Source organism: Candidatus Poribacteria bacterium, from assembly GCA_021162805.1.
In the GTDB taxonomy this organism is placed as follows: Bacteria; Poribacteria; WGA-4E; order B28-G17; family B28-G17; genus JAGGXZ01.
Map to the genome: position 1 here is coordinate 46,503 of JAGGXZ010000003.1, position 26,315 is coordinate 72,817.

Annotated in this window: 21 protein-coding genes; 8 read left to right on the top strand and 13 right to left on the bottom strand. The window is 52.9% G+C overall.

Going from position 1 to position 26,315, the window contains the following annotated elements; all coding sequences use genetic code 11:
• Nucleotides 1–91 precede the first annotated feature (91 nt).
• Together J7M22_00430 and ligA are read left to right on the top strand one after the other, a co-directional pair.
• Nucleotides 92–2,977, top strand: a complete 2,886-nt coding sequence (locus J7M22_00430) for a UPF0182 family protein (GenBank protein ID MCD6505063.1) — start codon at nucleotides 92–94, stop codon at nucleotides 2,975–2,977.
• Nucleotides 2,978–3,208: 231 nt separating this feature from the next.
• On the top strand, nucleotides 3,209–5,233 hold the full coding sequence (gene ligA, locus J7M22_00435) for an NAD-dependent DNA ligase LigA (GenBank protein ID MCD6505064.1): 2,025 nt from the start codon (nucleotides 3,209–3,211) through the stop codon (nucleotides 5,231–5,233).
• Here ligA and J7M22_00440 read toward each other — a convergent pair.
• The 7 genes from J7M22_00440 to J7M22_00470 all read right to left on the bottom strand — a co-directional run bounded on the left by J7M22_00440 (nucleotide 5,224) and on the right by J7M22_00470 (nucleotide 12,211).
• The gene (locus J7M22_00440) at nucleotides 5,224–6,882 is read right to left on the bottom strand and encodes a DUF1957 domain-containing protein (GenBank protein ID MCD6505065.1); all 1,659 of its coding nucleotides are present in this window, start codon (nucleotides 6,880–6,882) and stop codon (nucleotides 5,224–5,226) included. The genes ligA and J7M22_00440 overlap by 10 nt on opposite strands.
• Before the next feature lie 71 nt (nucleotides 6,883–6,953).
• Complete coding sequence (locus J7M22_00445; protein ID MCD6505066.1) at nucleotides 6,954–7,865, bottom strand: site-specific DNA-methyltransferase; 912 nt, start codon at nucleotides 7,863–7,865, stop codon at nucleotides 6,954–6,956.
• A 135-nt stretch (nucleotides 7,866–8,000) separates the two neighbouring features.
• The gene (locus tag J7M22_00450; protein ID MCD6505067.1) at nucleotides 8,001–9,305 is read right to left on the bottom strand and encodes a hypothetical protein; all 1,305 of its coding nucleotides are present in this window, start codon (nucleotides 9,303–9,305) and stop codon (nucleotides 8,001–8,003) included.
• A gap of 39 nt (nucleotides 9,306–9,344) precedes the next feature.
• Nucleotides 9,345–9,950 (bottom strand): DUF1640 domain-containing protein, encoded by a 606-nt coding sequence (locus J7M22_00455; GenBank protein ID MCD6505068.1) that lies wholly within the window; start codon nucleotides 9,948–9,950, stop codon nucleotides 9,345–9,347.
• Nucleotides 9,951–10,008: 58 nt separating this feature from the next.
• The gene (plsY, locus tag J7M22_00460; protein ID MCD6505069.1) at nucleotides 10,009–10,629 is read right to left on the bottom strand and encodes a glycerol-3-phosphate 1-O-acyltransferase PlsY; all 621 of its coding nucleotides are present in this window, start codon (nucleotides 10,627–10,629) and stop codon (nucleotides 10,009–10,011) included.
• A complete protein-coding gene (locus J7M22_00465) occupies nucleotides 10,626–10,997 on the bottom strand; it encodes a response regulator (GenBank protein ID MCD6505070.1) in 372 nt (123 codons plus the stop codon). Before J7M22_00465 ends, plsY begins: the two co-directional genes overlap by 4 nt.
• A gap of 11 nt (nucleotides 10,998–11,008) precedes the next feature.
• A complete protein-coding gene (locus tag J7M22_00470; GenBank protein ID MCD6505071.1) occupies nucleotides 11,009–12,211 on the bottom strand; it encodes a tetratricopeptide repeat protein in 1,203 nt (400 codons plus the stop codon).
• A 562-nt stretch (nucleotides 12,212–12,773) separates the two neighbouring features.
• Here J7M22_00470 and J7M22_00475 point away from each other — a divergent pair.
• Nucleotides 12,774–13,562 carry a LamG domain-containing protein gene (locus J7M22_00475; GenBank protein MCD6505072.1) on the top strand — a complete coding sequence of 263 codons (789 nt, stop codon included), beginning with the start codon at nucleotides 12,774–12,776 and terminating at the stop codon, nucleotides 13,560–13,562.
• 1 nt (nucleotide 13,563) lies between these two features.
• Here J7M22_00475 and J7M22_00480 read toward each other — a convergent pair whose 3' ends face one another.
• The 6 genes from J7M22_00480 to J7M22_00505 form a co-directional block, all read right to left on the bottom strand.
• Nucleotides 13,564–15,486, bottom strand: coding sequence for a hypothetical protein (locus J7M22_00480; GenBank protein ID MCD6505073.1), 1,923 nt, complete (start codon nucleotides 15,484–15,486; stop codon nucleotides 13,564–13,566).
• A gap of 88 nt (nucleotides 15,487–15,574) precedes the next feature.
• Nucleotides 15,575–15,994: a DUF2007 domain-containing protein gene (locus J7M22_00485; protein ID MCD6505074.1), complete on the bottom strand. Its 420-nt coding sequence runs from the start codon at nucleotides 15,992–15,994 to the stop codon at nucleotides 15,575–15,577.
• A gap of 30 nt (nucleotides 15,995–16,024) precedes the next feature.
• Nucleotides 16,025–17,077, bottom strand: a complete 1,053-nt coding sequence (locus tag J7M22_00490; GenBank protein ID MCD6505075.1) for a bifunctional phosphoglucose/phosphomannose isomerase — start codon at nucleotides 17,075–17,077, stop codon at nucleotides 16,025–16,027.
• Nucleotides 17,078–17,337: 260 nt separating this feature from the next.
• A complete protein-coding gene (locus J7M22_00495) occupies nucleotides 17,338–18,219 on the bottom strand; it encodes a mechanosensitive ion channel family protein (protein MCD6505076.1) in 882 nt (293 codons plus the stop codon).
• Nucleotides 18,220–18,411: 192 nt separating this feature from the next.
• Nucleotides 18,412–19,053: a thiamine phosphate synthase gene (thiE, locus tag J7M22_00500; protein ID MCD6505077.1), complete on the bottom strand. Its 642-nt coding sequence runs from the start codon at nucleotides 19,051–19,053 to the stop codon at nucleotides 18,412–18,414.
• 3 nt (nucleotides 19,054–19,056) lie between these two features.
• Nucleotides 19,057–21,291 carry a glycoside hydrolase family 3 C-terminal domain-containing protein gene (locus J7M22_00505; protein MCD6505078.1) on the bottom strand — a complete coding sequence of 745 codons (2,235 nt, stop codon included), beginning with the start codon at nucleotides 21,289–21,291 and terminating at the stop codon, nucleotides 19,057–19,059.
• A gap of 215 nt (nucleotides 21,292–21,506) precedes the next feature.
• Between J7M22_00505 and galT the strand changes: the two genes are divergently transcribed.
• The 5 genes from galT to dnaK form a co-directional block, all read left to right on the top strand.
• Nucleotides 21,507–22,550, top strand: coding sequence for a galactose-1-phosphate uridylyltransferase (galT, locus tag J7M22_00510; protein ID MCD6505079.1), 1,044 nt, complete (start codon nucleotides 21,507–21,509; stop codon nucleotides 22,548–22,550).
• Nucleotides 22,540–23,355: an energy transducer TonB gene (locus tag J7M22_00515; GenBank protein MCD6505080.1), complete on the top strand. Its 816-nt coding sequence runs from the start codon at nucleotides 22,540–22,542 to the stop codon at nucleotides 23,353–23,355. Before galT ends, J7M22_00515 begins: the two co-directional genes overlap by 11 nt.
• Complete coding sequence (locus tag J7M22_00520; GenBank protein MCD6505081.1) at nucleotides 23,352–24,521, top strand: terpene cyclase/mutase family protein; 1,170 nt, start codon at nucleotides 23,352–23,354, stop codon at nucleotides 24,519–24,521. Before J7M22_00515 ends, J7M22_00520 begins: the two co-directional genes overlap by 4 nt.
• Nucleotides 24,522–24,696: 175 nt before the next feature.
• A complete protein-coding gene (locus tag J7M22_00525) occupies nucleotides 24,697–25,149 on the top strand; it encodes a response regulator (protein ID MCD6505082.1) in 453 nt (150 codons plus the stop codon).
• Between the two features lie 37 nt (nucleotides 25,150–25,186).
• A partial coding sequence (dnaK, locus tag J7M22_00530) for a molecular chaperone DnaK (protein MCD6505083.1) occupies nucleotides 25,187–26,315 on the top strand: 1,129 nt, incomplete at its 3' end.

The following is a 26,315-nucleotide window of genomic DNA, read 5'->3' on the forward strand; positions in this document are numbered from 1 at the left end:
ATTGAGTCATTTCGCTGCGCTGTCATTATGAGGATAACCACAAATGACGATAAATGACAGCAGGTGATATCCCAGGGCGGGTGATGAAATCATGAGACCTTTCTTGATATCGGCCATTTTCTTTCTGGCTATTCTGATAGAGCTCGGTGTTATCATCGGGTCCATTCTTCTACTACGCCGTGGTGTGAGGAGGCGCAACCGAGTTGATAAGGTAAAAGGGTATGTCCTGCTCGGTGTGGGCAGCTTCCTCAGCCTGATCATGGCCCTCCCTTCAGCCGCCTACCTCTACACGGAAAAGCTCTGGTATGAGCATCTCGGGTACTCCCAGGTCTTTTGGAAGCTTCTTATGACTAGGTGGGAGCTCTTTTTCCTGTATGGAGGTATATCGGCATGCTTTATGCTGCTCAATCTCTTCATCGCAAGGGCGATCTGTCCAGTTCCTCAGGCCTTCAGAAGATGGGCCGATCAGGGGACGAAGGCCTTCCACAGGATGATGGTGAGCGTGATACTGCTTATCTCCATCATATTCGGGATAGCTGCTGTGCCGTTCTGGCAGGATTATCTCATGAACCGAAACAGGGTCGAGGTGGGTGAAAAGGACCCGATATTCAACAAGGACATAGGGTTCTACATGTTCTCGTTGAGATTTAAGGATTTCACCACCGCCTGGATGAAGGCGCTGGTATGGCTCAGCGCGGGGTTGCTGCTTTGGATCTATAACTTCTACTCCAACAGAGATCCACAATCCCTGATACGAGCCAGATCCGGGATCCTATATCACGGCACCGCCCTTTGGATCGCCGCCCTTATCGTTTCGATTCTCCGATCGCGCATATCCATATGGAAAACGCTTTTCTCGAGCAGAGGGACGGTTTACGGTGTCGGATATGCCGAGGCACATGCCCATATTCCCGCTCTGAAGGCGCATATCGTCATCCTGATCCTGATCGGACTCGTGCTCCTGTTTAATCTCAAGTTCCGTAAGAAGATTGTCTGGGTGACGGCCTGTGCTGTTTGGTTTTTAAGCTATCTCTTAGGGGTTCAGCTTTACCCTTTCCTCGTCCAGGAGTTTAGGGTCAAGCCCACCGAGAGGGTGTTGGAGCTGGAATACCTTTCGAATAACATCAAGATGACGCGTAAGGCATACGGGCTGGATAAGATCGAGGAAGAGACGGGATTGGTCAATAAGCTCGCCACGCTTGATGTGATAAGGGGAAATCAGTGGATACTCGACAACATGCAGCTATGGGATCGGAAGGCGCTTTACAAGACATTGACCGACCTGCAGGAGTTGAGGCCGTATTATAGCTTCTACGACGTGGATGTGGACAGATACATGGTCAACGGGCAATATCGTCAGGTGATGATAGCAGCTAGGGAGATGAATCCTGAGAGAATTCCGAAGTTCGCCAGAACGTGGGTTAACATGAGGTTGAAATACACCCATGGATATGGGGTGGTGATCGTGCCGGTCAACGAATTCACACCTGAAGGCAGGCCGAACTACTGGGTTAAGGATATACCGCCTTCGAGCTCCTATCCCGAGTTCACCATAACACAGCCGGAGATCTATTTCGGTGAGATGACGAAGGAGCATATCTTCGTCAACACGGGTGAGCCGGAACTGGACTATTCGATTCGATCCCCACAAGGAGAGGGGGAGGAAAACGTCTACACCTTCTACAAAGGACGGGGAGGCGTGCAGCTAGGTCGAGGTTTCAGGAGATTGGCCTTCATGTGGCGTTTCGCCAAACTCAACGTCATCCTCTCGAAATACCTTCAACCTCAAAGCAGAGTTATGTATCGAAGGGCCGTTCTGGATAGGATCAAGGCTCTGGCACCTTTTTTGATGTTCGATAGGGACCCCTATATCGTCGTCGGGAAATCGGGAAAGCTGTGGTGGATAGTCGATGCCTTCACACATAGTAAGCATTATCCGTACTCCGAGCCCTATCCCGGCCCGCAGCCTAAACCGGAGACCAAATACGCTCCCGATTGGGGGCTTAGGAATAAGTTCAACTATATCCGTAACTCCATTCAAGCCATGATAGATGCCTATAACGGCGACGTATACTTCTTCATCCGCGATGAGACCGACCCGATGGTACAGGTCTATAAGAGGATCTTCCCGGGGATGCTGAGGCCACAGGAGGAGATACCCGACGGCCTGATAGATCATGGCCGATTCCCCGACATCCTCACCCTCATACTCTCCAGGATGTACACCGTCTATCACATGCAGGATCCGCAGGTCTTCTACGGACAGGAGGACAAGTGGGAGCTACCGCTGGAGCTGTACTACACCAAGGAGAAACGGGAGATGGTCCCCTATTATGCCACGATCAAGCTTCCCGGAGAGAAACACGTGGAGTTCGTCAACATGATGCCCTTTACGCCCACGGCGGGGAAAAGGAATCTCATAGCTTGGCTGGTGGCCAGATGCGATGCCGAGTATTACGGCAGGCTCCGGGCGTATATACTCCCCAAGGGCAGGGAGATAGATGGGCCAGAGATCATCGAGGACAGGATAGACCAGGATCCCGATATGTCCAAACAGCTATCGCTGTGGGATCAGGGAGGGTCTTCGGTCATCCGAGGAAATGTCCTGACCATCCCCGTTGAGGATACCCTCTTCTATGTCGAGCCGATCTATCTACAGGCCAAGGACGCCAAAAGGCCGGAGCTGAAACAGGTCGTCGTGGCGGCGGGCGATAGATTAGCATGGGGCGCGAACTTCATCCAGGCTTTAAACAGGATCTTCGTGGGGCAGGTCGTCCAGGAGGAAAAGACGAGCGAGGAGAAACAGCCCAAACTCACCTGGAGGGATCTGGCCGCGACTGCTAAAACCTCCTTTGAAAACTACAAGAAGCTCATGGGTGAGGGTAAGATCAAAGAGGCCGCCGAGGCTCTCGAACAGCTGAACAACGCACTCAACGCTCTGCTGCAACAGGCCCAAACTTCATCAGGAGGTTCCTGATCCGCTATGAAATACGATCCTAACATATATCACCGCCGATCGATTCGGTTGAAAGGTTATGATTACAGCCGTCCGGGAGCATATTTCATCACCATTTGCACCCACAACCGGAGATGTCTGTTTGGCGAGGTGGTGGCATCTAGACCCTGAAAACCCCTATCGGATGGGACGCGAGGCAAACCACTCCGGACAAGCGGTGGACGTTATGTTCGAGGCAGGAGGTAAAAAGGGATGAATGAAATGGAAAGGGTTAAGGAAAGAATAGAGGAACTGCGGGAGCTCATAAGATATCACGAGTATAAGTACTACGTGGAGGATAACCCCGAGATAACGGATTACGAGTTCGACCAACTGATGAAGGAGCTGGAGAGACTTGAGGCCGAACATCCGGAGCTCATAACCCCCGACTCGCCGACCCAACGGGTGGGTGGACAGCCCGCCGAAGGGTTCCCCACCGTCGAGCACAGGGTTTTCATGTTAAGCCTGGACAACACATACTCGGCCGATGAGCTTCGGGAGTTCGACGAGCGGATCAAGAGGTTATTGCCGGGCGAGAGGATCGAATATGTGGCAGAGCTCAAGATAGACGGGCTGGGCGTGGCGTTGCTCTACGAGAACGGATTTCTGGTCAGAGGGGCGACGCGCGGCGATGGCCTACACGGGGAGGATGTGACCGGCAACCTTAGGACCATAAAATCCATACCCCTCAAACTTCGCGAGGATGGCCTATCGGTCCCCGTCCTGGAAGTCCGGGGTGAGGTCTATATGCCCAAGAGCAAACTGGACGAGGTGAACGAGGAGAGGATCAAAAACGGGGAGCCGCCCTTCAAGAACACCAGGAACGCCGCGGCCGGATCGGTGAGACTACTTGACCCCAGGATCACCGCTCGGCGTCCCTTGGACATCTTCATCTACACGCTCAGCTATGTGGAGGGCAGGGAGTTTCAGACACATCTCGAGGCGATCAAAACCCTGAACAGGTGGGGATTCAGGATCAATCCGCACACCAAGCTCTTCGATTCGATAGATGACGTCATCGAATACTGTAGGGAGTGGGAGAGGAGACGCGGGGAGCTAGATTACGACATAGACGGCGTTGTGGTGAAGGTCAACTCGCTCAGACAACAGCGCGAGCTGGGATCGACCGCGAAGAGCCCCAGATGGGCCGTCGCATATAAATTCCCAGCCAGCCAGGCGATGACCAGAATAGTCGAGATCAAAGTTCAGGTGGGAAGAACCGGGGTGCTCACCCCCGTGGCCGTTCTGGAGCCGGTGAATCTCGCCGGCGCCACCATAACTCACGCGACTCTACATAACGAGGATGAGATCAGGCGAAAGGACATCAGAATAGGTGATACGGTCATACTGGAGAGAGCCGGCGACGTGATACCTAAGGTGGTGGCGGTTGTCACCGAAAAACGCACCGGTGAGGAGAGGATCTTCAGGATGCCCGAAAGATGTCCCGTCTGTAACGGACCGGTCGTCAGGGTGGAAGGAGAGGTAGCTGTCCGATGCACCAATATCGCCTGTCCCGCCCAGCTCAAACGGCGCATCCAGCATTTCGCCTCACGAAATGCCATGGATATAGAGGGGCTTGGAAAATCCCTCATCGATCAACTGGTCGAAAAGGGGCTCGTCAAAGACATAGCCGATATCTACTACCTGAAGAGGGAGGATCTGGTCGAGCTCGAACGGATGGGCGAAAAGTCATCCGAAAATCTCCTTAAGGCGATAGAGGAAAGCAAGGGGAGAGAGCTTTCGCGCCTGATATTCGGTCTCGGCATACCCTTCGTTGGCGAGAAAGCGGCCGAGATTCTGGCCCAGAATTACAGATCCCTGGATGATCTGGCCAAAGCGAAGGTCGAGGAGCTCGTGGAGATACCGGAGATAGGGATCAAGACCGCCGAGAGCATAGTCCAGTTCTTCGCCCAGGATAGCAACCAGAGGGTGATCGAAAAGCTCAAGGCGGCCGGGGTGAAAACATCAGAGGAGAGAAAGGCCGAGGAGGAAGAGGCGATCTTGGCTGGGAAGAGCTTCGTGCTGACCGGAGCGCTTTCAAGTATGACCCGCTCTGAGGCCGAGGAGAAGATCAAGCGGCTCGGCGGAAGGGTCACCTCATCCGTCAGTCGAAAGACTGACTACGTGATCGTGGGCGACTCCCCCGGATCGAAATACCGGCGGGCGTTGGAGCTCGGAATTTCCATCCTCTCAGAGGAGGACTTCCTCAGGCTCATCGGCGAAAAGGGTCAAAGCTGAGGCGGATATTCCAGCTCCCTGAACCACTTTATCTCGGGGTCCATAAACACCTCGTTCCTCAGCTCACACTCCTGGAGGAACCTCCAATCCGACTCGCTCAGGCCTTTCCCGTTTCCGTAATCCCAGGCCATCCTGGCGAGTCTTTTGAAATCTTCATGTCTTTCGACCACCCGCTTTTCGGCAAGATTCCTCGTGCTCCAGTTGGTTATCATGAACTCCCAATCTGAGGCCTGAAGTATAAAGAGTTCCCTGATCGCCTGCCGGAGGATCCTTCCAAGGGTCGGGTCATCCCTATCTGAAAAGGCCTTGGCAAGGTATTGTATCTCCCGTTCGGCGTGATAGATCCTCTCCCAGACCCATTCGACCTCCTTGTTCATCCATGTGCTGTTGTCGAAATCCTTTCCCCACGAGGATTCGGGAAGCCAGACCCAGTTGAAAGCGGGGTTTTCGTCCATGTATTCGCTACAGGTGACCGCCCTTATCTCGGGATCGGCGTGGACCCATTTCAGGACGTAATAGAGCCACTGAACTCCCTCGAACCACCAGTGACCGAACAGCTCCGTATCGAAGGCCGTCATCACCAGTTTGGCCTGGCCCGTGTTATAGTAGTTGGCCTTGAGGCTCTCGGTTATCAACCATTTGTAATGTCCGGCATGTTCCATCAGCTTCCGCTCGGCATCCTCCGGATAGTAGAGATCCTTGAAGGCCATGTCGAGCTTATTGTATGTGATCTTCCAATATCTGAGCCTACCGTCGGCATGCCGTTTGTGGAAGTCGAGGTATACCCCGTCTCCGGGATATCCCATGTCATGGCTCCACACCTGGAAGGAGAGCTGAAAATCGCGGACGAAGACGGTCACAGGCTTTTTGGGTATCTGCGGCCCGCTGACGTAATAGGTGTCGAGCGGTGTCTTCCACACATCATCCGGCCATGCCCTCATAAGCTGATAGTAATCCACGACGAAGAATTCCAGATCGTTCTCGCTTAAAAAGGACTCTATCCCCTTTCGGGGATAGGGTGGTAGGGAGCTATAGGAGGTCAGAGGCGGACTCCAATGACAGGCTGGCCTGTAACCACATTCCGGCAGCCATATGCCGCGGGGAGGCTCGCCGAAATGGTGGGTATGACATCTGACCGCCATCTTGACCTGAGCCTGTATGCTCGTGTCCTGAGATAGGGCGGGGAAATAGGCGTGAGTGGCGCCACACGTCATCAGCTCCACATGTCCATCACCCTGGAGCCCTCTGAGCGCCCGAATCAGATCCCTGCCATATCGCTCGTTGAAATCCCGTAACCTCTCCGTGTAATACTCCTCCCACCTTCGAGCCAGATATCGCATGTGTTCGTTTTTCCCCTCGAATTCCCTCTGATCCCTGCGGGCGAAATCGGCCTTCATAAGGCAGTACTCCTCGAACCTCGTCTTAAAGTAGGGATTTGCGAACTGCTCAGCCAGGACGGGCGATATGGTGAGGGTGACCTTCGGCGATATCCCCTCCTCAACCAGCCTGTAAAGAACGTTGAGGAGGGGGATATACGTCTCGGCCGTCGCCTCGAGGATCATCTCCTCCTCCATAGGATCGTGATGAAGGACATAGGGGATATGTGAGTGGAGCACCAGGACGAAAGAACCGTAGAAGTTATGGTTCATTCAGGCAACCTCCCCTTTTTGAAAAGAGCTTAAACGTGGCTATGAGCTGCGTCTGATCGTTATCGCTATGATCATGAACCATCCTCAAATAGCTTAGGCGATTTATACTCTATTAGAAATTCCCTTATCCTCCTTTCCGCTAATTTCACATATTCCTCCTCTATATCGTAACCCACATAATATCTCCCCGTTTTTATCGCGGCGATAGCCGTTTGGCCGCTTCCCATAAATGGGTCTAACACGACATCGCCTTCGTATGTGTAAAGTTGTATACATCTGTAGGGGAGCTCCACGGGAAAGGGCGCGGGATGACCTATTTCCTTTGCGGATACAGCCGGAAACGTCCATACACTCTTCGTGTACTCCAGGAACTCCTCCTTTGAAATCGTGTCTTTTTTCTTGCTCGGGTTTTTCCTCTGAAAAGTGCCTTTAGAAAAGATCAGGATATACTCGTGAACATCCCTGAGCGTAGGATTTGCCGCGGAGCACCAACTTCCCCATGCGGTAGATGAACTCGCGGAAGATGCTTTGTTCCAGATAACCTCTCCTCTCATAAGGAAGCCGATGTCGAGCATGTCTTCTATAACGAAGGCATGCAAAGGAATATATGGCTTTCTGCCGAGGTTAGCGATGTTTATACATGCTCTTCCACCAGGAACGAGAACCCTGTAAACTTCCCTCCAAACCCTTTTTAAGAATTCCAGATATTCTTTAAGCGTAAAATCCCTATCGTATTCCTTCCCCACATTATAGGGTGGTGAGGTTACCATCAAATGCACACTATTATCCGGTAGCTCCTCCATTTCTTCGGAGGATTTACGGAAGATTTTGTTTAAGACCTCCTGGGGGAGCGGATTTTCCTCATATTTAACCTTTTGTTCTCTGGGGAGTCCCTCATATAACTTACTTGTGTAAAACGGTGTGGAATCGTGATTTATCCTACCCGGTGAGCCGAATGAGCTGGTCCTTGTCCCTCTTTTCATTGATTTTAATGTTCCCTCCGGTTAGATACGAAACGACCTGACGGATCTGGCGATCATGCTGCTTCATATAGGTTATCGTATCCCATCCATAGCCGATCCTTATTTTTCAGAGATTCGTCAACCCTTTCAGATAAATCATAGCACATCCCTCCTGAATCTATCGGCCAGGTCCAGCGGGATCTTGGGGTAATCCAGTTTCATCGTGAGCAGATCGTCCAGCAATTCATACACTTTGCTCGGTTTGCCCGATTTTTTGGCCTCCTCCAACCTCTTAGCCCACGGCTCCTCCATCAAGATCCGGGCGTAGGTTCGATATTTGCTTATCTGATTGATCGAGGCTATAAAGGCTCTGAGCCTGTCGTCGTCCTTCGGGAAGATATCGGGCTCATATGCCCCGTCATATCCTTTTGATACCTCGTAGTAGCACGCCTCGAGGGCGTCGAGCGGATGATACTTGCCGAAGATATCGTCCGTATCGATTTTCCCCAGCGAATCGTTCGGATGGCGCAGGAAAAGCCTTCCCGCTTCCAGACAGAGATCCACCGCATCGGCCACCGTCTGATGCCCGCCGAGGAGGTAGACGTGGGCGTCCTCTATGTTCACGCCCATCTTTCCCCTGTAATTTGACTCGAAGAGCATCTCGCCTTCCTCTTCACCGTAGGCGTGGATCAGCGTCTGACGCACCTCCTCCTCGACCTCCATACACATCCTCAGAGCGGCGTTAACATCCGGTATGACCGCCCTCTCACCCGGGTCGTAGGGCTTGAACTCGATCGCATATCCCACCTCGCCGTTGACCGATATGAGGTTGGTGGCGTAGATCTGCCGGGTCCATCTCCACTTTTCGGAGGCGGCGTGGATAAAGTGTCCAGCCAAGGCATCCCTGCCAGCCCAATCGGTCTGGAACCTGCATCCGTACCTTTTGCCCAGCTCCTGTGCCCTCATGTTCATCAGAAGCGCTATCTCGCGGATGCGGGGATCGTTATTGGACGGCCCGCCGGCGCTGAAGATGGGGTATGAGAAGGTGTTGGCCGCTATGGAGGCTATATACATGCCCCTCTCTGAAAGCATCTCGTTGATTTTGGCGTGATTATCCTCGCCCAGCTCGCCCGGGTAATGGAAGGAGATGCCGCGCACCCCCAGGCGGTATAGGAACTCGAAGGCCACCTCAGGAGACATTCCCCCTTCCACATATGAGAGGCCGAACCTGTCGCGAAGGGCATCGTTTTGAGGGTCCGGAACGGCGAGGTACCATATCCCGGCCGTTATCTTCAGGTTTTCCGTTACCCTGATCGCCTCCTCATACTGTTCGCCCTTTTTAATCTCTCCCACGGACATGCCGGAGAAATCTATCTGACCCTTGAGCTCCTCGCGGAGCACCGCTATCCTATCGTCTTTGGGCTTTTGTAGCTTCGCTATCTCCTCTTTGGTTAAATTCATCATTGCCTCTCCTTTCCTCTATATTCTTTCCGGGATGGGTCACCTTTTGAAGAGTATGGTCAATATGATGGTGACCCACATCGGGAACAACACGCCGATAATTATCCCCACAAGCCATCTGAAGTTCTTATGTATCTCAGATTTTAGCTCACCTATTTCAGATCTCAACCCGGTTATCTCCCCCTGCATATCGAGCCTCAGTTTTTCTATCTCGCTCATTATCTCTGACCTCAGCTTGTCCATCCTAGATTCCATTTCCGATCTCAGCCCATCAATCCTAGTATGCATCTCTGCCCGCATGTCGCTCATCTCGGATCTCAGACCGGTTATCTCACCCAGCATCTCTGATCTCAGCCCGTCGATTCTAGTATGCATCTCCGCTCGCATGTCGCTCATCTCAGATCTCAGACCGGTTATCTCACCTAACATTTCCGATCTCAGCCCGTCGATTCTAGTATGCATCTCTGCCCGCATGTCGCTCATCTCGGATCTCAGACCGACAGTCTCTCCTCTCAGCGTATCCGTCTCGGACTTCACAGCGTTGCGTAGATCGCTTATCTCCACCTCTATATGGTTCAACCTCTGGTTGATCTGTTCCATTATCCCCTCAAGCCTTGCTGTTCTTTCCTCCGTGGTTTCCTCCATTCTTCCACTACCTCCTATCTATCAGGGGGGCAAAAACTTGTAACAGGCGGGATCTACTCTAAGAGGTTTGAACCCTTTCGCCCAGCTTTCTCTCCGTGCCGTTTATAAGCCTTTTTATGTTGCCTATGTGTCTGATAAGGCCCATGACGGCTATCGCCCCGGCGGCCATGATCATATAGGTATATCGATTCGACCATCCCTCCACCGCCCCGAAGATGGCGACCCACACGGGGAGACTGCAGACGAAGAGGATGGAGCCGAGCGAGACGTATCTGGTCAATCCCACCGTCACAGCCCAAACGCCCAATCCCAGGAGGGTCAACATCGGGTCAAGGGCAAGGAATGCGCCGATGGTCGCCGCTATGCCTTTTCCCCCCTTAAACTTCAGATAGACGGTCCAGTTGTGGCCGATGATGGCTGCCACACCACAGGCTGCTGTGAGATATGGGACTTCACCTCCCAGCCTCGATACGAATCTCGCTGAGATATAAGCCTTTAGGACGTCCAAAACCAACGTAGCGAACCCCGGTCCGGGACCGGCCACCCGGAGCACGTTGGTGAAGCCTATGTTTCCGCTGCCGTATCTCCGAACATCCACTCTCTTCCAGCCTTTTGCGATTATCAGCCCGAAGGGGATCGCTCCGATGAGGTAGCTTAAGAGTAAGGATATCCAGATCATCCTCCTCCCCCCTCAAGGCGGGCTTTGATCCTCTCCTTCAGCTCCGTCAGATCGCCCGACTTTATCACATAGTCATCCGCGCCCCACACCACAAGATCCCGCTTATGGGTTCCGTATGCGGTACAGATGATGATCGGCACTTTCTTGTCCTTCTCCCTGACCCTGGTCAGGAATTCTATCCCATCCATATTAGGCATACGGATATCAAGGGTTATGAGGTCGAACCTCTCCTTGGAGAGCTTATCCAGCGCGTCAATCCCGTCCTCCGCCACGACCACCTCATATCCCTCCTCCTCGAGCTCCATCTTCAACAGTTTCCTTATGCTGAGCTCATCGTCTATCACCAGAATCCTTTTCCTCTCGTCCATCCTTATCCCCCTCATCCTGGCTGTGATATCTTATCCTTCAACCTATTTATATAACCCTCGTCTATCTCGTTTGACGGGTGAGCCGGTTCGGAATGCGGCTCGGGGAAGTCTTTGAGCAGTCTCTCATACTCCTGAATAGCCTTGACGTAATCGCCTTTCTTCTCGTAGATCCTACCTATGGCATATTGTGCGCTGCGGCGGGTATCGTAATCGAGGGATTTATTCTCGGCGATCTTTCGATACATCTCCACCGCCTTTTCCGTCTGTCCCAGATTCACATAGATCCGCGCCATCACCTTGTAGGCGGTGCTGAGGAACTTCGTGCTTGGGTATTTCTGCAGGAGATTTTGAAACTCCTTTAAGGCTTCCTCTCTCTTGCCCTCCACGTCGTATGTCCAGGCTATATTGAACTGAGCCTCCTCCGCCATCTCATCGTTCGGATATCTCTCGACCACTTCTCTGAAGGATTCTATGGCGTCCTCATACTCCTTCCTGTTGAAATGTATGAGTCCTATCTGAAAGAGCGCCTTGGGGGAATATTTCTCGTTGGCGAGGTCAACCAGGTTTTTGAACTCCACAAGCGCCTTATCATAATCCTGCTCGTTATAGTATATCATGCCTATGTAGAACCTCACGGCCGGCATAAGCTCGCTGCTGCGGTACTCCTCCTCGAATTTCGTGAACTCCTCCATCGCCCTCTTCCAATCCTGCAGTCCATAGTAACACATCGCCCTGTTGAACTTCGACTCATCCACGAGCGGGCTGGTGGGATATTGCTCGATAAGCTGTGAGAAGACCCTCATCGCCCTGTCGTAATTCTTCTTCTTGAAATGGCCCATACCTATGGCGTAGAGGGCGTCATCCACATAGTCGCTATCCGGATATTCCCTTATGAGCTTCCTGAAAAGGATGAAGGCATCCTCATCGCCGGGAGGGATTCTAGAGGCAAGAGTGAAGAGGGCGTCATCGGCAACGGAGCTATCCCTGTATTTCTCAAACACCTTTCTATAAAGGCCGAGCACCTTCTTGAGCCGTTTGGGCTCATCGGAGCTGACCGGAGGGGTATCAAGTTTGACCGCTTTCTGATAGGCTTTGGCAGCGTCGTCATAATAGTTACGAAAATATCTGTCCTCGCTCATCATAGCTCGCCCGATGAAAATCCCCAGGACAAAGGCAGCTAAGACGATGGCCTCGATGATGTAGAACTTCTTCACGGTTCGCCTCCGAAGAGGAATTGGAAAATCTAAGTGAATTCTAGCATCGAGATGGATTGTATGTCAAGAGCTGGTTACTAGTATACGCTAAAACCCAGGTGAAATCAAGCAGCCCGGATCGTTAAAGCTTGAGCCGCGATAACCGTTGATGCTATAATGCGATTGAATATGGCTAAAGATACCGGAGGGAAGAGATGAATTTCCACCTCACAGATCATCGCCGTCACATCGCCCGGGCTGTCCGATAACCCCAAAAGACCGGTCTGCTCCAGCATAACGGACGGCATCTGGACGCTTCATTACAGGGGACCGGATTATCCGGCGGAGCTTTACAACATCGAGGACGATCCGGCTCAAGGGCATAATCTCTATCCCGAGCGGATGGAGGAGGCGAAACGGCTTCACGACGCTTACCTCGAACTACTGAGACATGTTGGAACCGATGAGAGGAAGATATCGCTGCGCGAGAGATTGCCCAGGTAACCGCTCCGTTTTCCTCACTTGACAGGGGTTCGAGCTTGTGTTAAGATGACACCGAATATCACACAAGGAGGTTATCCGAATGAGAGAATCTTGGATCGTTTTAATTCTCGGTGTGATGCTCCTGACGAGTCCGATGGCGATAGGCGACCTAGATCCTTCCATCGTGATCTATTTCTCCTTCGATAAGATCGAGGGCGATAAGGTCCCTGACCTCTCGGGCAACGGAAACGATGGAACGATCCATGGTGCTAAGGCGGTAGACGGTAAATATGGCAAGGCGTTGGAGTTTGACGGCAAGAACGCCTATGTCGAAGTGCCTGCCAACCCCACTTTAGATATCTCCGACGGGATAACGCTGATGGCGTGGATCTTCAAGCCTGAGATACTGCTTGGAAACCTGGGCGAGACGATCATATCCAAGAAGCAGGGTGGCGCGTACTGTCTGGAAGTCAGCGGCTGGGAGAACGCTGTACCGGAGAAGCTGGACTCCGAAATGCGGATCTCCGGCACTTACCACAGAATCGCCGATTCAGATCCGCTCCCTCTCAATAAGTGGGTGCATGCGGCGGTTACCTATGATGGCAAAAAGATACGGTTATACCGCGACGGCAAACAGGTGGCGGAGGGAAATTGGCCGGGGAAAATAGACATAAACACCGCTAACCTTTACGTCGGAGCCGAGTCGGACGGAGCCAAACCGGATGCAAGGCACGGCCGGTTTAAGGGGATAATAGACGAGGTGATCGTCGCCAATCGTCCGTTCTCAGAGGATGAGATCGGGGAATATATGACGGGATTCACCCCTGTCACCTCAAAGGGGAAGCTCACCCTGATGTGGGGTAAGATCAAGACGGGTTGGAGTCGGTGAATCACCATCTGAGATACACCACTCTGATCCCCATGGCCGAGCTTATGATGCTGAAAATGGATGCTGTCATGGCATCGCCCATTATCAAACCTAAAAAGAAGGGCATCGCTCGTCTGTATCCCTTTGCTCCGCCATAGCTGAGGATGAACCGCTTGGATAACCAGGCTATGAGGATCGGAAACCATAATCCCGTAAACGTCCACCAGCTCGAGACGACATATCCGACCGGATGAAGCGGAAACCACAGAAACCTCTTCCGCAGGTTCAGAAGGGATACGGTGAAGAAAAATCCGACTCCCGTGAAGATGATGTTGTTTTTATTCGGTCCTGTAGGATTATACATCCACGATGCCAGACGGTTATAGGCGGCCCTTGCATACCATGACCTGCACAGATCCAGCCCGAGGTGATATGATATGTGCAGATGACCCCACGCCGCCGTGATCGTACCGAGAAGAGCTCCCAAGATCAGGAAGAACGCCAGCCTTCGGGCGTTGACCTTGGTCTGTCTTGCGAGCCACAGCGCCTCCAGTTGATGGGGCATGGGATGGGCCCGATAGGATAGGTGGTTTATCCAGAAGAAGAGCGTCATCGCACTCAGGCTTTCCTTTCCGATTCGTCGTGTGCCCAAGAAGGAGGTCAGGATGGTATCAGGACCGGCGTTATAGAAATCATGCGCGGGCGGACCGAGCTCGGCTCTGACGCGGGTGACCGTGATCGACATGGCGAGATATATCCCGAAGAAGAGCAGAGCGAACCACAACGACATCCCCATCCTCCATCCAAATATGATCATGAAGGTTGAGCCCAGAATCGCCCCCCAAACCGCCATCCTGTACCTCATCGCCTCTCCGGTATCGTCGATCCTCTTTTCCCTGCCGAAGGCCGATCGGAAAACGGAGAGGAAATATCGCCTGCCGCTCCATATGGCGAATATGAAAAGGCCGATCCATGTTCCCTGCAGCTGTGCCGTGCGAAACGGAAAACCCACCGCCCGCCATCCCATGGCGCTCCCCAGGACCCTTTCAAAATGCCAGAACAGATGGAAGAACCAGCACGAAAAGGCGAGATCGAGCGGTATGAAATATCCCAGCCCTATAGCGAAGGGGAAGAGGGAAAACCCCAGCCCTGGGCTGTTCATCGCATTCCAGGGCTTCTCTGAGAAGTGAACCTCCTTGTATAGGGGCAGAAACGGCATCTGCGGGAAGATCTGACCCAGTTCGCTTATAGCGTTTATGGCGGAAGCTATGCCAAATCCCAGCCACATCAATCTATTACGGAACAGGTTCAAATCCGACCTCTCCTTCGTCATCTCAAGTGGAAGACGCACGATCGGATAGGTTAATTTCTCATGTTCGCTCCACCGCTTTCTCAGTATCACGCTCAAACACAGCATCGTGAAGCTCATCACCCCGATAAACCCCGTCCATATGGCCAGCGGTCTCACCCACGGCCGCCAGTGACCCGCCTCGTATAGCGAGGAGTTCCCCTCGTAAAACCCGCGCAGTATCTTCCTATCCGGCACCACCAGCCATTTGGGCAGGTAACTATGAAACAGCTCCGCCCATTCGTTTTCAGGCCTCGCATACCAGAATCCGTTCCCCAGAAGCGGCACCAACACTTGGATCATATCTCGCCCAGCGAAAGCCGAGGCCTGACAGAGCATGGCGTATATCGTCAGAAGCTCCACCTGACTCAGCGCCCCGCGGGGTATAATCCTCCTGATCAGCGAATTGAGCGCTATGAGGATAAGCATGATGAATATGACGTTGAAAAGAAGTGCTATGCTGGTGGGCCTGTTTGAATCGAAGACATAACTCAGATACAGAATCCAGTAGCTGTTAAAGGGTATAATCAAGATCGCTATGAGCGCCGACCGGAAGGAAACTCGTTCGTAATGATGGGCCTCTTCCTTCAACTCCACCCCCTTAACTCCATCCTGTAAAACCCACACTTTGAATTTTACTATTCGAAGAACATGCTGTCAAAGCTCAAGTCGGATCATCACATAATTACATCCTCCATCGATATCCGCACTCATCACATCTCCATTTTCTTTTAAGGAGTAGGAACGGTATACCTAGGAATAACCACGAAAGATACATAAACCGGCGCGAGTATCTCTCATAATGGACGTTGGCGGAATTACATCTAGGGCATCGGGGCCGCATGGGACCCTCATCTAGCTCCTCCCAATCTGAAACCTCGACATCGGATGGCCCCATGCTGAGGATCTCCGAGGCTCTTTCCAGATCGGACTCCCTCACCTGTAGCTTAACTCCTCCAACGGCGTTCGAATAGAGCCAGTTAACGGTGACGATGAATTCGTCAGAGAGGAAACACTCTATCCCACTTGATTCCAGTCTGGATTTAGCTAGATGAGCCTTAAAGGGATTATCGAAGGTCGCAACTGTAATAAACCTTTCGGGCATCTCCCATCACCTCTGGATCATTGAAAGGCTTTATTCGATCAGGCGCGATTTGAGAACCCCGATCCTTTCAACAGGTGTAGGATTTTCCTCATTCAAAACGGCAAGATAGAAGCTGACGAAGTCGCCGATGTATATCAGCGAAAGCAATCGAGCCAAAATCCCCTCTCCCCTTGAGAATACCTCACTTATTCCGTCCGGGTATCCCTCGATAAGCTCTTTAGTGATATCCATTCTCCTCTGAACGCGTTCATGGTCAAATCTATCACGCAGCAGGATCACATGAAGCTTACCCAGAAGCCCGGCGGGATGCCTCCATCCCTCGATCTCGTTGTGATTCATCTCCGGGAAGCAGTTACCATAGGCAAGCGACTTGCTGTTTTCACTCATTTGCCCCTTCCATCTGACATAAACAGCCTCAAGATCCTGGGAGGCGTAAAAGATGGGTATCTTACCGTAGATCCTTCGGGCGATCTGAATAGAGAGATTATCTGGATTTTGGGGGCTCAGCTCCTGCGACATACCCTCCAGTATCGAGATCGCCTCATCCAGCTCATATTTGAGATTGAAGTTCGGGGCGAATCCAAGGCGACAGATTGCTGTCAGGACGGGAATGAAGGTATATCCCAAGGCACATCTGGGCGGCATTCCGGAGGGTATTTTAATAGTGGGGATATAGTAGTCAACGGCAAGCCTCTCTAACTCACCGTTGCTCGTTATCGCCATGCACATCGCCTCTGCCTCTATCGCATCACGAAACGCCTCAATGCTTTCCTCGGTATTCCCCGAGTAACTTGAACTGACAAACAGCGTTTTCTCGTTTACGAACTCGGGTATCGAGTAATGTCTGTTGACGATTATCGGCACGACGGTGTATCGATTCAGAACGCAACGGATCAGATCTCCGCCTATCGCAGAACCGCCCATACCTGATATGACGATATTCTGAGCGTATCTGTAACTTTTCGGTAGATCGACGCTTAATCCTATTCGATATGCCTCACGACACTGATTGGGAAACCCAACAAGCAGCTCAAGCATGTTTTCGGTATCATACTGCGCTATAGCCCTTTCATTCAAGTCCATTCTCTCCTCCTTTAGAATCCATGCGAGTACACGAATAAATTATACTTTCGCTGTTGCCATGAGGCAAGGGTAAGCCAGGACTTCTCAAAATTCCAACACTATTCTCTCGAAGCTTTCGCGAAGTTCTGCACCATCCTGGCGGCGCCGATGAACCTGATCTTTGCCCTCCTCTTCGCCGGATTGGTCCTGGACGAGACGGTGATGGGATGTTTCTGGGCGCTTATGGGACTGGCCTTTAGAATACCCATCTACAGTTGGTTCTAGACCGATTCCTCCGAACGCCTGTAGATCCTGTAGGTCGGATATGCCAGCTCCACGTCATCCCTCTCGGAAAAAGCGTCAAGTATCTGCGTCGAGATCTCGACCTCAGATGAGCGGCGTTTGTGAACCTCGGTCAGATATCTGAGGGTCAGCTTCACGCCATAATCGGATATCGTGACGTAAACTATCGGCGTGAGATATCGATAGTAGATCATATACCGCTTGCTCATCGCGTGAATCTGCCGCTGAACCCGTTCTTTAACCTCCTCGTTGAAGTTCTTGTACGCGATATCGGTGATGATCTGTCTCGCCGCCTTCCAGTTGCTTTCAAATGTGACGACGAGGGATATCTCGTTCCATATGAAGTTGAATCCCTTGGTGTAGTTGAAGACGTTCTGTGTGAAGATGGTACTGTTCGGACAGGTGACGAGACGACCGGTGCTCTGCTCGGCCTCAACCCACTCGCCGACCTCAAGCAGTGTCGTCCAAAAGAGGCTCACGTCCACGACATCCCCCTTGATCTGGCCGATCTGCACCCTATCGCCAGGTCTGTAGGGGCGTCTGATCATGATGATCAACCATCCCGCCATGTTGAGGATCGTCTGGTGAAGGGCCAGAACGCCGCCCCCGCTCACAGCGCTTATGAAAACGGCGGCGTTCGATAGGGAGCTCAACCAGATCAACGTCAGCACGATGACCGACAGGAAGGTTGCTCCGTAGAAGGCGATCTTGTTCGCGGCATACCGTTTTTTGGGATCGGTTATCTTCGAGAAGAGGTATCTGCGCAGCAAAATGAGCACGGTGTAGATGACGGCGAGGGTGATGAAGGTGGCTATGAGCTCTTTGGTAGTATAGGCCGAAAAATCGATTCCCAACCTCATCTGATCTCCTCACTCACTTAAACGAGATTGCTCTTACTTTCCTTGAGTGTAATATCCATCTATGGCCAATTGTCCACCGTCCACAGCTCGACCGTCATTTGCTGTCATTAGGTCATTTGGCTTCGCCGTCATTGAAAATGACCATAAATGACGACAAATGTAAATGACCTATAATAAGAATCTCTGCTAAACTCAGCGGTAATATGAGCGATGAGTTTTTATGATCTCAGTGAGAACTTTGGCCGCCCGACGGACATCGAGGGCGGACACGACCGCTGAGATAACGGCGATGCTATCCGCCCCCGCCTCTATGACCTGTCTGACGTTAAGCGAGTTTATCCCACCTATCGCAACCACAGGCACATCCACGGCCTCCTTCACCCTACGGATCATATCCACGCCGGCGACCGGCCCCGCGTCCGGCTTTGTCGTGGTGGGAAATATCGGGCCGATGGCGACGTAGTCCGCACCCTCCTCGACGGCCCTGATCGCCTCCTCCTCGTTATCCACCGATGCGCCCACGATCCTCCTGCCCATCAGCCTGCGAGCGTGTCCTATCGGCATATCCTCAGCACCCAGATGTACCCCGTCTGCCTCGACGGCCAACGCCACGTCAACCCTATCGTTGACTATAAAGACCACTTCCGCCTCATGTGTGATCCGTCTCAATGTCTCGCCGATTTGAACGAGCTCTCTCGTCGAGGCGGATTTATCCCTGAGCTGCACGATCTCCGCCCCACCTGCTATCGCCTCGCGGATTACCTCCACATGGCTTCTGCCACGAGACAGGTTCGGATCGGTCAGTACGTAAAGCGATCTCAGAGGAAACCTCATCGCTTAAGTGACCTCGATCTCGGTGAAGACCGTCCTCGGCGAGACGACCTCCCGCCTTTCGCCGACGATTTGGAAGCTGCCTTTAAGCCTTATGTTCTCAGAGGAGCTCCCGACCATCACCTCGAACGTCCCGGGCTCGACGACGAGCTTGACGGATTTATCGTAGAAGGCCAGTTGATCGGCTGAGAGCTTAAAGGTAACCTTTTTCTCCTCGCCGGGTTTCAGCGTCATCCTCTTAAAGCCCTTAAGCTCCTTGACCGGCCTCGTGACGCTCGCCACCACATCGCGGATGTAGAGCTGCACCACCTCATCCCCCTCACGATCTCCGGTGTTTTTAACCTTGAGACCTATAGTGACCTGCCCTGCCGGTCCGATCTTATCGGGGTTTATCTCCAGATTGCTGTATTCGAAGGTGGTGTAGCTCAGTCCATGCCCGAAGGGGAAGAGGGGTGTGCCCTTGGTGAAGACGTAATCCCTATGTGAGGCCGGCTTGCGGTTATAATTGATGGGGATCTGGCCGACCGTACGGGGCACGGAGATGGGCAATCTGCCCGCGGGGTTATAATCGCCGAACAGCACGTCTGCCACGGCGTTTCCTCCTTCCTCACCCGGCAGCCATGCCTCCAGGATCGCCCCGGCGTTCTCCGCGATCCATTCCTCGGAAAACGGCCTACCGTTTATGAAGACCACGACCACCGGTTTTCCCACACTGAGTATAGCCTCGGCGAGCTCGCGCTGATATCCTGGCAGACCGAGATCGGCTCTGTCCCGGAATTCGCCACACGTATCGGTGCCCGAAAGACCGGATTTCCCGCCCAACACTAGGATCACGACATCGGAATTTTTGGCCGCCTCGATCGCTTCCGGGAATCCATCCTTCGTCCCACCGAAGACCTCGCATCCTTTGGCATATCGGACGACGGTCCCCTCCGATACCTTGGCCTTGATCCCCTCCAGCACCGTTACTATCGGCACGGCCGACTCACCCAGGGAGAGATGGGCCGTATAGGTGTAATCGCCGAGCATGTTTCTGGCGCTATCAGCGTTGGGCCCTATGACGGCTACCGAGCCGAGATCCTTCTTAAGTGGCAGAAGCCCATCATCGTTTTTAAGCAGGACGATGGATTTACGTGCGATCTCCAGAGCCAGCGATCGGTGCTCATCGCAGTCGAAGATAGCGGGGGCGTCATCCGGGCTGACGAAGGGGTTATCGAAAAGACCGAGCTCCATCTTAACCTTCAGCACCCTTCTGACGGCCTCATCTATCAGGGATTCGGATACAAGTCCCTCTTCAACGGCCTGAAGCAGAGGTTCGCCGTAGCAGTTTATCCCCGGAAGCTCCACGTCGATTCCCGCCTCCAGGGCCTGAAGGGCTGCCTCCTTTTTATCGGCGGCCGTATGATGTGCGGTACGGAGCATATCTATCGCGCCGTAGTCCGAGACGACGATCCCATCGAATCCCCATTCTCCTCTCAGTATGTCGGTCAGGAGCTCTCTGGACGCCGCACAAGGCACGCCGTCGAGGTCATGGTATGCGTTCATGACCGACTTAACCTTCGCCGCTCTGACGGCGGCCTCGAACGGGAAGAGGAAGATCTCCCTGAACTCTCGCATCCCCATATGCACGGGCGCCCAGTTCCTACCGCCCTCGGGAAAGCCATGGGCGGCGAAGTGTTTAACGGTCGCTATCACGCCCTGTCTGAGATCATCGCCCTGTAATCCCATCACATAGGCGACGCCCATACACGCTACCAGGTAGTGATCTTCGCCCAAGGTCTCCTCGACCCTGCCCCATCTCGGGTCCCTTAGCACATCCAGCACGGGTGAGAGACCCTGATGGGCGCCCACCGCACGCATCTCTCTGCGTATAGCCGATGTCATGCGCCGGATCAAATCGGGTTCCCATGTGCTTGCGAGCCCTATCGCCTGGGGATATGTCGTGGCCTTGTCGGCCATGAACCCGCTCAGACACTCCTCGTGAACTATGGCCGGTATCCCGAGTCTTGTCTCCTCCTTAAGGAACTTTTGAATATCGTTTGCCAATTCGGCAGCCTCTTTGGGCGATAGCTTTGACCATCCTGCCACACGCGTTATCTGACCTATGCCATCGGGTATGAGTCTGCGGGCCTTTTCGGGCGAAAATCTGCCTCCTTCCATGAGATCCCTCACCGAGATCGAGCCGAGTTGAGCTATCTTCTCCTTCAGGCTCATCTTCGATATTATCTCCTCTACTCCCATATTCTCACCCCGATATGAGTTGATTATCACTCCTCCCTGAAGTTAACTAATACCACAATTGGGATTCTAAGTCAACGGGGGATGCGACGAGCCTCCGCAGAAAGCTGGGGAATTTCTGTCCGTCCCATGATGAAGTTGACAGAAGAATCGCGGATAAGTTACCATATGGTTTCAGAGGCGAGCGACCGATTCCGCCCTTTAAGGAGGTTAGAGGTATGCCGGAGCTAAGAAGAGATCCGATAATCGATAGGTGGGTTATCATCTCCACCGAACGCGGAAAGAGGCCATCTGATTTCGGATCCGCCCAGCCCAAAAGGCGGGGGGGATTTTGCCCCTTCTGTTATGGGAACGAGGAGATCACACCGCCTGAGATCCTGGCTTACAGAAAGCCCGGAACGGAACCGAATACGCCGGGATGGCTGACAAGGGTCGTCAGCAATAAATTTCCCGCCCTGAGGATTGAAGGCGAGCTGGAGAAGGTGGGCGAAGGTATGTATGATAAGATGAGCGGGATCGGCGCTCATGAGGTGATAATCGAAACTCCAGAACACAACTCCACTATGGGAACCATGGATAAGATCTTCGTCGTCAACACCCTTAAGGCCTATAAGGAGAGGATCATAGATCTCACGGGAGATAAAAGGCTTAAATACATGATGATATTCAAGAACTATGGAGAGGCGGCGGGAGCTTCACTGGAGCATCCCCATTCCCAACTCATTGCTACTCCGATCGTGCCCAAGCGCGTGGTCGAGGAGCTCAACGGATCGAAGAGATATTACTCCTACAAGGAGAGGTGCGTCTTCTGCGATATGATCAGACAGGAGCTGAAGGATGAGATCAGATTGGTCGAGGTTTCGGATAACTTCATCTCCTTCGAGCCATATGCCTCCAGGTTTCCGTTTGAGACCTGGATACTCCCCCGTAAACATATGACCAAATACGAACATATCGACGATGAGCTGATAGAAGAGCTCGCTATTGTGCTCCAATCGACCATAAGGAAGCTGGAAATCACCCTGAATTATCCGCCGTATAATTACATACTTCATACGACTCCCTGTCGGGAGCCGGACGATCTGGAATATTATCACTGGCATATCGAGATAATGCCCCGGCTGACGAAGATGGCCGGCTTTGAATGGGGAACGGGATTCTACATAAATCCGACACCGCCTGAGGAGGCGGCGGGATACCTGAGAGAGGCCTCTGAGGAGAAGGAGGGGCTTAAGGAGGCTGTGACGGCAGATGTCCATTGAACGATCAAAAAACACCCTCTTCTCACTGACCATATCACTCGTCCTCCACCTTTTTCTGGCGGCCATAGGATATCTCGTGATATCGGGGAAAAACCAGGAGATCAGCGAGGATGCCATCTCCATCGAGATGGTAACTCGGGAGAGACAGAAAGCTCCCCGTCCGTTTATGCATAAAGAGCCCGTCTCTCCCGCACCTCCGTCCACAGTGGGCTTAGGGCATAAGATGAGAATAGCCCGTCACGTTGATCTGCCGCGGACATATGCGGATATCGGATTATCAGCGAGGGAAACCGGGCTGATCCCCCCTGAGGAAGATCAAGGCAGACCGTTTGTAGGCGATATCCTTGTGATGGAGCCCGTGAATGGCGTCAGATTCGACCGCGCCATACGGTTTACAGCGCCTTCAAGCCGACCCGAACCGGATCTGATTCCGGAGATCAAACCGGAGTCGCCGGGACTTCAATCCTTCCTCTCATCCTCCTCATCCCCTCAGATCCCGCTGGGCAGCATGGAGGATCTGATCCAGATCATCCGTCGCAAGCTCGAATCGGCCAAACGGTATCCTCCTGAAGCCCGTCGGGCCGGATATGAGGGCACGGCGGTGGTCTCGTTCACCATCAACTTCGATGGAACCCTCAGCGATGTGAGGGTTATAAGCTCATCCGGATATCCAGTTCTGGATCGGGCGGCGGTTATGACGATAAAGCGCGCCGCACCTTTTCCCCCTCTCAAATCATACACGATCGAACGAAGTCTTACCCTAGAGGTGCCGATAACCTTCAGATTAAAAGAGGATAGCCGATGAGACGATGGCTCTGTATCATCATAATGATAGCTTTTCTCGTTGCATCCCTGGGATGTGGAGGAGATCAAAAAGGGAAAAAGGGGAAAGAGCTCAAGGAACCGGATATGTCCATATTGACCAAGGAGGAACGAAACCTGGTCGCTTCGATCAGAAGGCTGAGGGTACAGGTTAAGGAGAGCATTCGGAAAGGGGCACAATGGCTCAGGGGCAAGTGCAACGATGACGGATCATATCCCGGCGGATTGGGCGTAACCTCCCTGGCGATGATGGCCCTGATGAAACAGCCTTCCTTCAAAGATGGTTTTATCCCGAGGTATATATCCGACAGCGCGGAGTATATAGCTCGAAATCTCAACCTTTCAGCGCCGATAAGGGGTAAAACGGGGTTATGGGGGGATGTCGCACAGAAAGCTATGGCCATCCTCGCCCTCATCCGGTTGAACGATCCGAGATACAGCGATCTTGTGAGAGGAGGTCTGAAGTTTCTCATACAAGCTCAGATGGACGAAGGGGAGGGGATATCGCCGAATGACCCCAATTACGGCGGATTCGGCGATATCTACGCGACCATCTTCGCGCTTATGGCGATGAGAGAAGGGAAGATCGCCCCTGATGATCCGGTCTGGAACAAAGCTGCCAAATTTCTGGAACGTTGTCAGTATTACGATGAGGTGAACGATCAGCCGTGGGCGAGCGTTAACAGCGGCGGTTTCATCACCTCACCTTCAACCAGTCTCGCCGGCGTAGATGATAGGAACAGGCCGATTCCCTACGGCAGCGCCACGTATGCCGGATTGCTGGGATATCTCTACTGCGGTTTCAAACCGTATGATATGCCCGTCAGAGCCGCCTTCAAATGGGTGATGGACAACTTCAATTTCGACGTCAATCCCGGACTGGGGTATAAGGAGGTGGGGCCCTATTACTACTTCATGTCCAAAAGCCTGAAATCGCTGGGAAATTTCACTGTTCTCGACTCCCACGGCGTTCAGCACAGATGGTTTAACGAGCTTTTCTCGAAGCTGAAATCGCTTCAAAGTCAAGATGGCTTCTGGAGGTTTGAATCCCCTATCTCGGACACCGCTTTCGCCCTGCTCGCCCTGGAGGAGGGGTATCCCAGAGGATACCCCATACCGGGGCTGGAGTTCAGGATAAAAGGTCGATGATGCCAAATCGGCATATGCTTTATCCACTTTTTATGTCATAATGACAGTAGCAGACGCAGGTCCCCTTTTTCGACCGCCATACATCGTATTTCATCTCTTCCCACTCACCTGGCATGCATATTGCTCCTCACTCCATCCGAACCGGCGTCTTGGCCATTGAGGAGAGGTGGTGACGATGAAGGAGGGAAGAGCGGTGGTGCTGATCGTAGATGACGATATCAACTCGCTTGATGTGATCATGCAGAACCTTCAGAGGGCGGGATATGAGGCTGTGCCTGCTGTGGACGGCAGAACGGCCATGGAGATCGTCCGCCAAGGCGTCGTGGATTTAGCTGTGGTCGATTACAATCTGCCCGACATGAACGGGCTACAGGTCCTCAAAGTCATCAAAGGGATCATGCCGGGCATACCCGTTATAATCATGAGCGCCTCGGAGATGAATCACAATAATCTGCTCGACCTGTTGGAAGCGGGTGCCTACGCGTTCGTGCCTAAACCGATATGTGTGCCCGATTTCATAAGGACGATAGGGAGGGCGCTCTCGACATCCGGGCGCTCAACGCCTCAATCCTCCCTTCGGAGCTCTATACTGGTCAGATGGACCAGTTGGATAATACGAAGGGGATGAGGCGAGAAAGATTTCATAGAAAAAGGAGGAATGAAAGATGGCTAAGGCGATAGGAATAGACCTCGGCACAACCAACTCCTGCATGGCCATCTTCGAGGGCGGAGAGGCCAAAGTCATACCTAACGCCGAAGGCGGCAGAGTGACACCCTCTGTGGTCGCCTTCACCAAGGAGGGCGAAAGGCTCGTGGGATCGACCGCCAAGCGGCAGGCGATCACCAACCCCGATAACACCATCTACTCCATCAAAAGATTCATGGGAAGAAAATACGATGAGGTCACCCACGAAATCGAACTCGTCCCATACCAGGTCACAAGAGGGCCAAACGGTGACGCCAGAGTCAAAGTCCAGGGCAAAGAATACTCGCCCCCCGAGATATCGGCCATGATACTGAGAAAGCTGAAGGAGGATGCGGAGAAATATCTAGGGGAGCCCGTAAACCAGGCGGTGATCACCGTTCCGGCATATTTCAACGATGCACAGAGGCAGGCGACGAAGGATGCGGGCAGGATAGCTGGGCTGGAGGTTCTGAGGATCATAAACGAGCCTACGGCAGCATCCTTGGCCTATGGTCTGGACAAGAAGAAAGATCAGAAGATAGCGGTGTATGACTTGGGAGGAGGGACGTTCGACATATCGATCTTGGAGATAGGAGAGGGAGTGTTCGAGGTTAGAAGCACGAATGGTGACACGCACCTGGGAGGAGATGACTTTGATCAGCGGATAATAGACTGGATAGCGGAGGAGTTCAAGAGGGAACATGGGATAGACTTGAGGGGGGATCCGATGGCGTTGCAGCGGTTGAAGGAGGCGGCGGAGAAGGCGAAGTGTGAGCTATCGAGTGTGATGGAGACTGAGATCAACCTCCCCTTCATCACCGCCGACGCCAGCGGACCAAAACATCTGGTGATGAAGCTGACGAGGGCAAAGCTGGAGCAGTTGGTTGACGACCTGATACAGCGCACGCTTGAGCCCTGCAAGAAGGCGTTGGAGGATGCGGGGCTGAAGCCTGGGGATATAGATGAGGTGATATTGGTGGGGGGACAGACGAGGATGCCGAAAGTTCAGGAGGTTGTGAGGGATTTCTTCGGTAAGGAGCCGCACAGGGGGATAAATCCGGATGAGGTGGTTGCGATGGGCGCTGCGATACAGGCTGCGGTGTTGACCG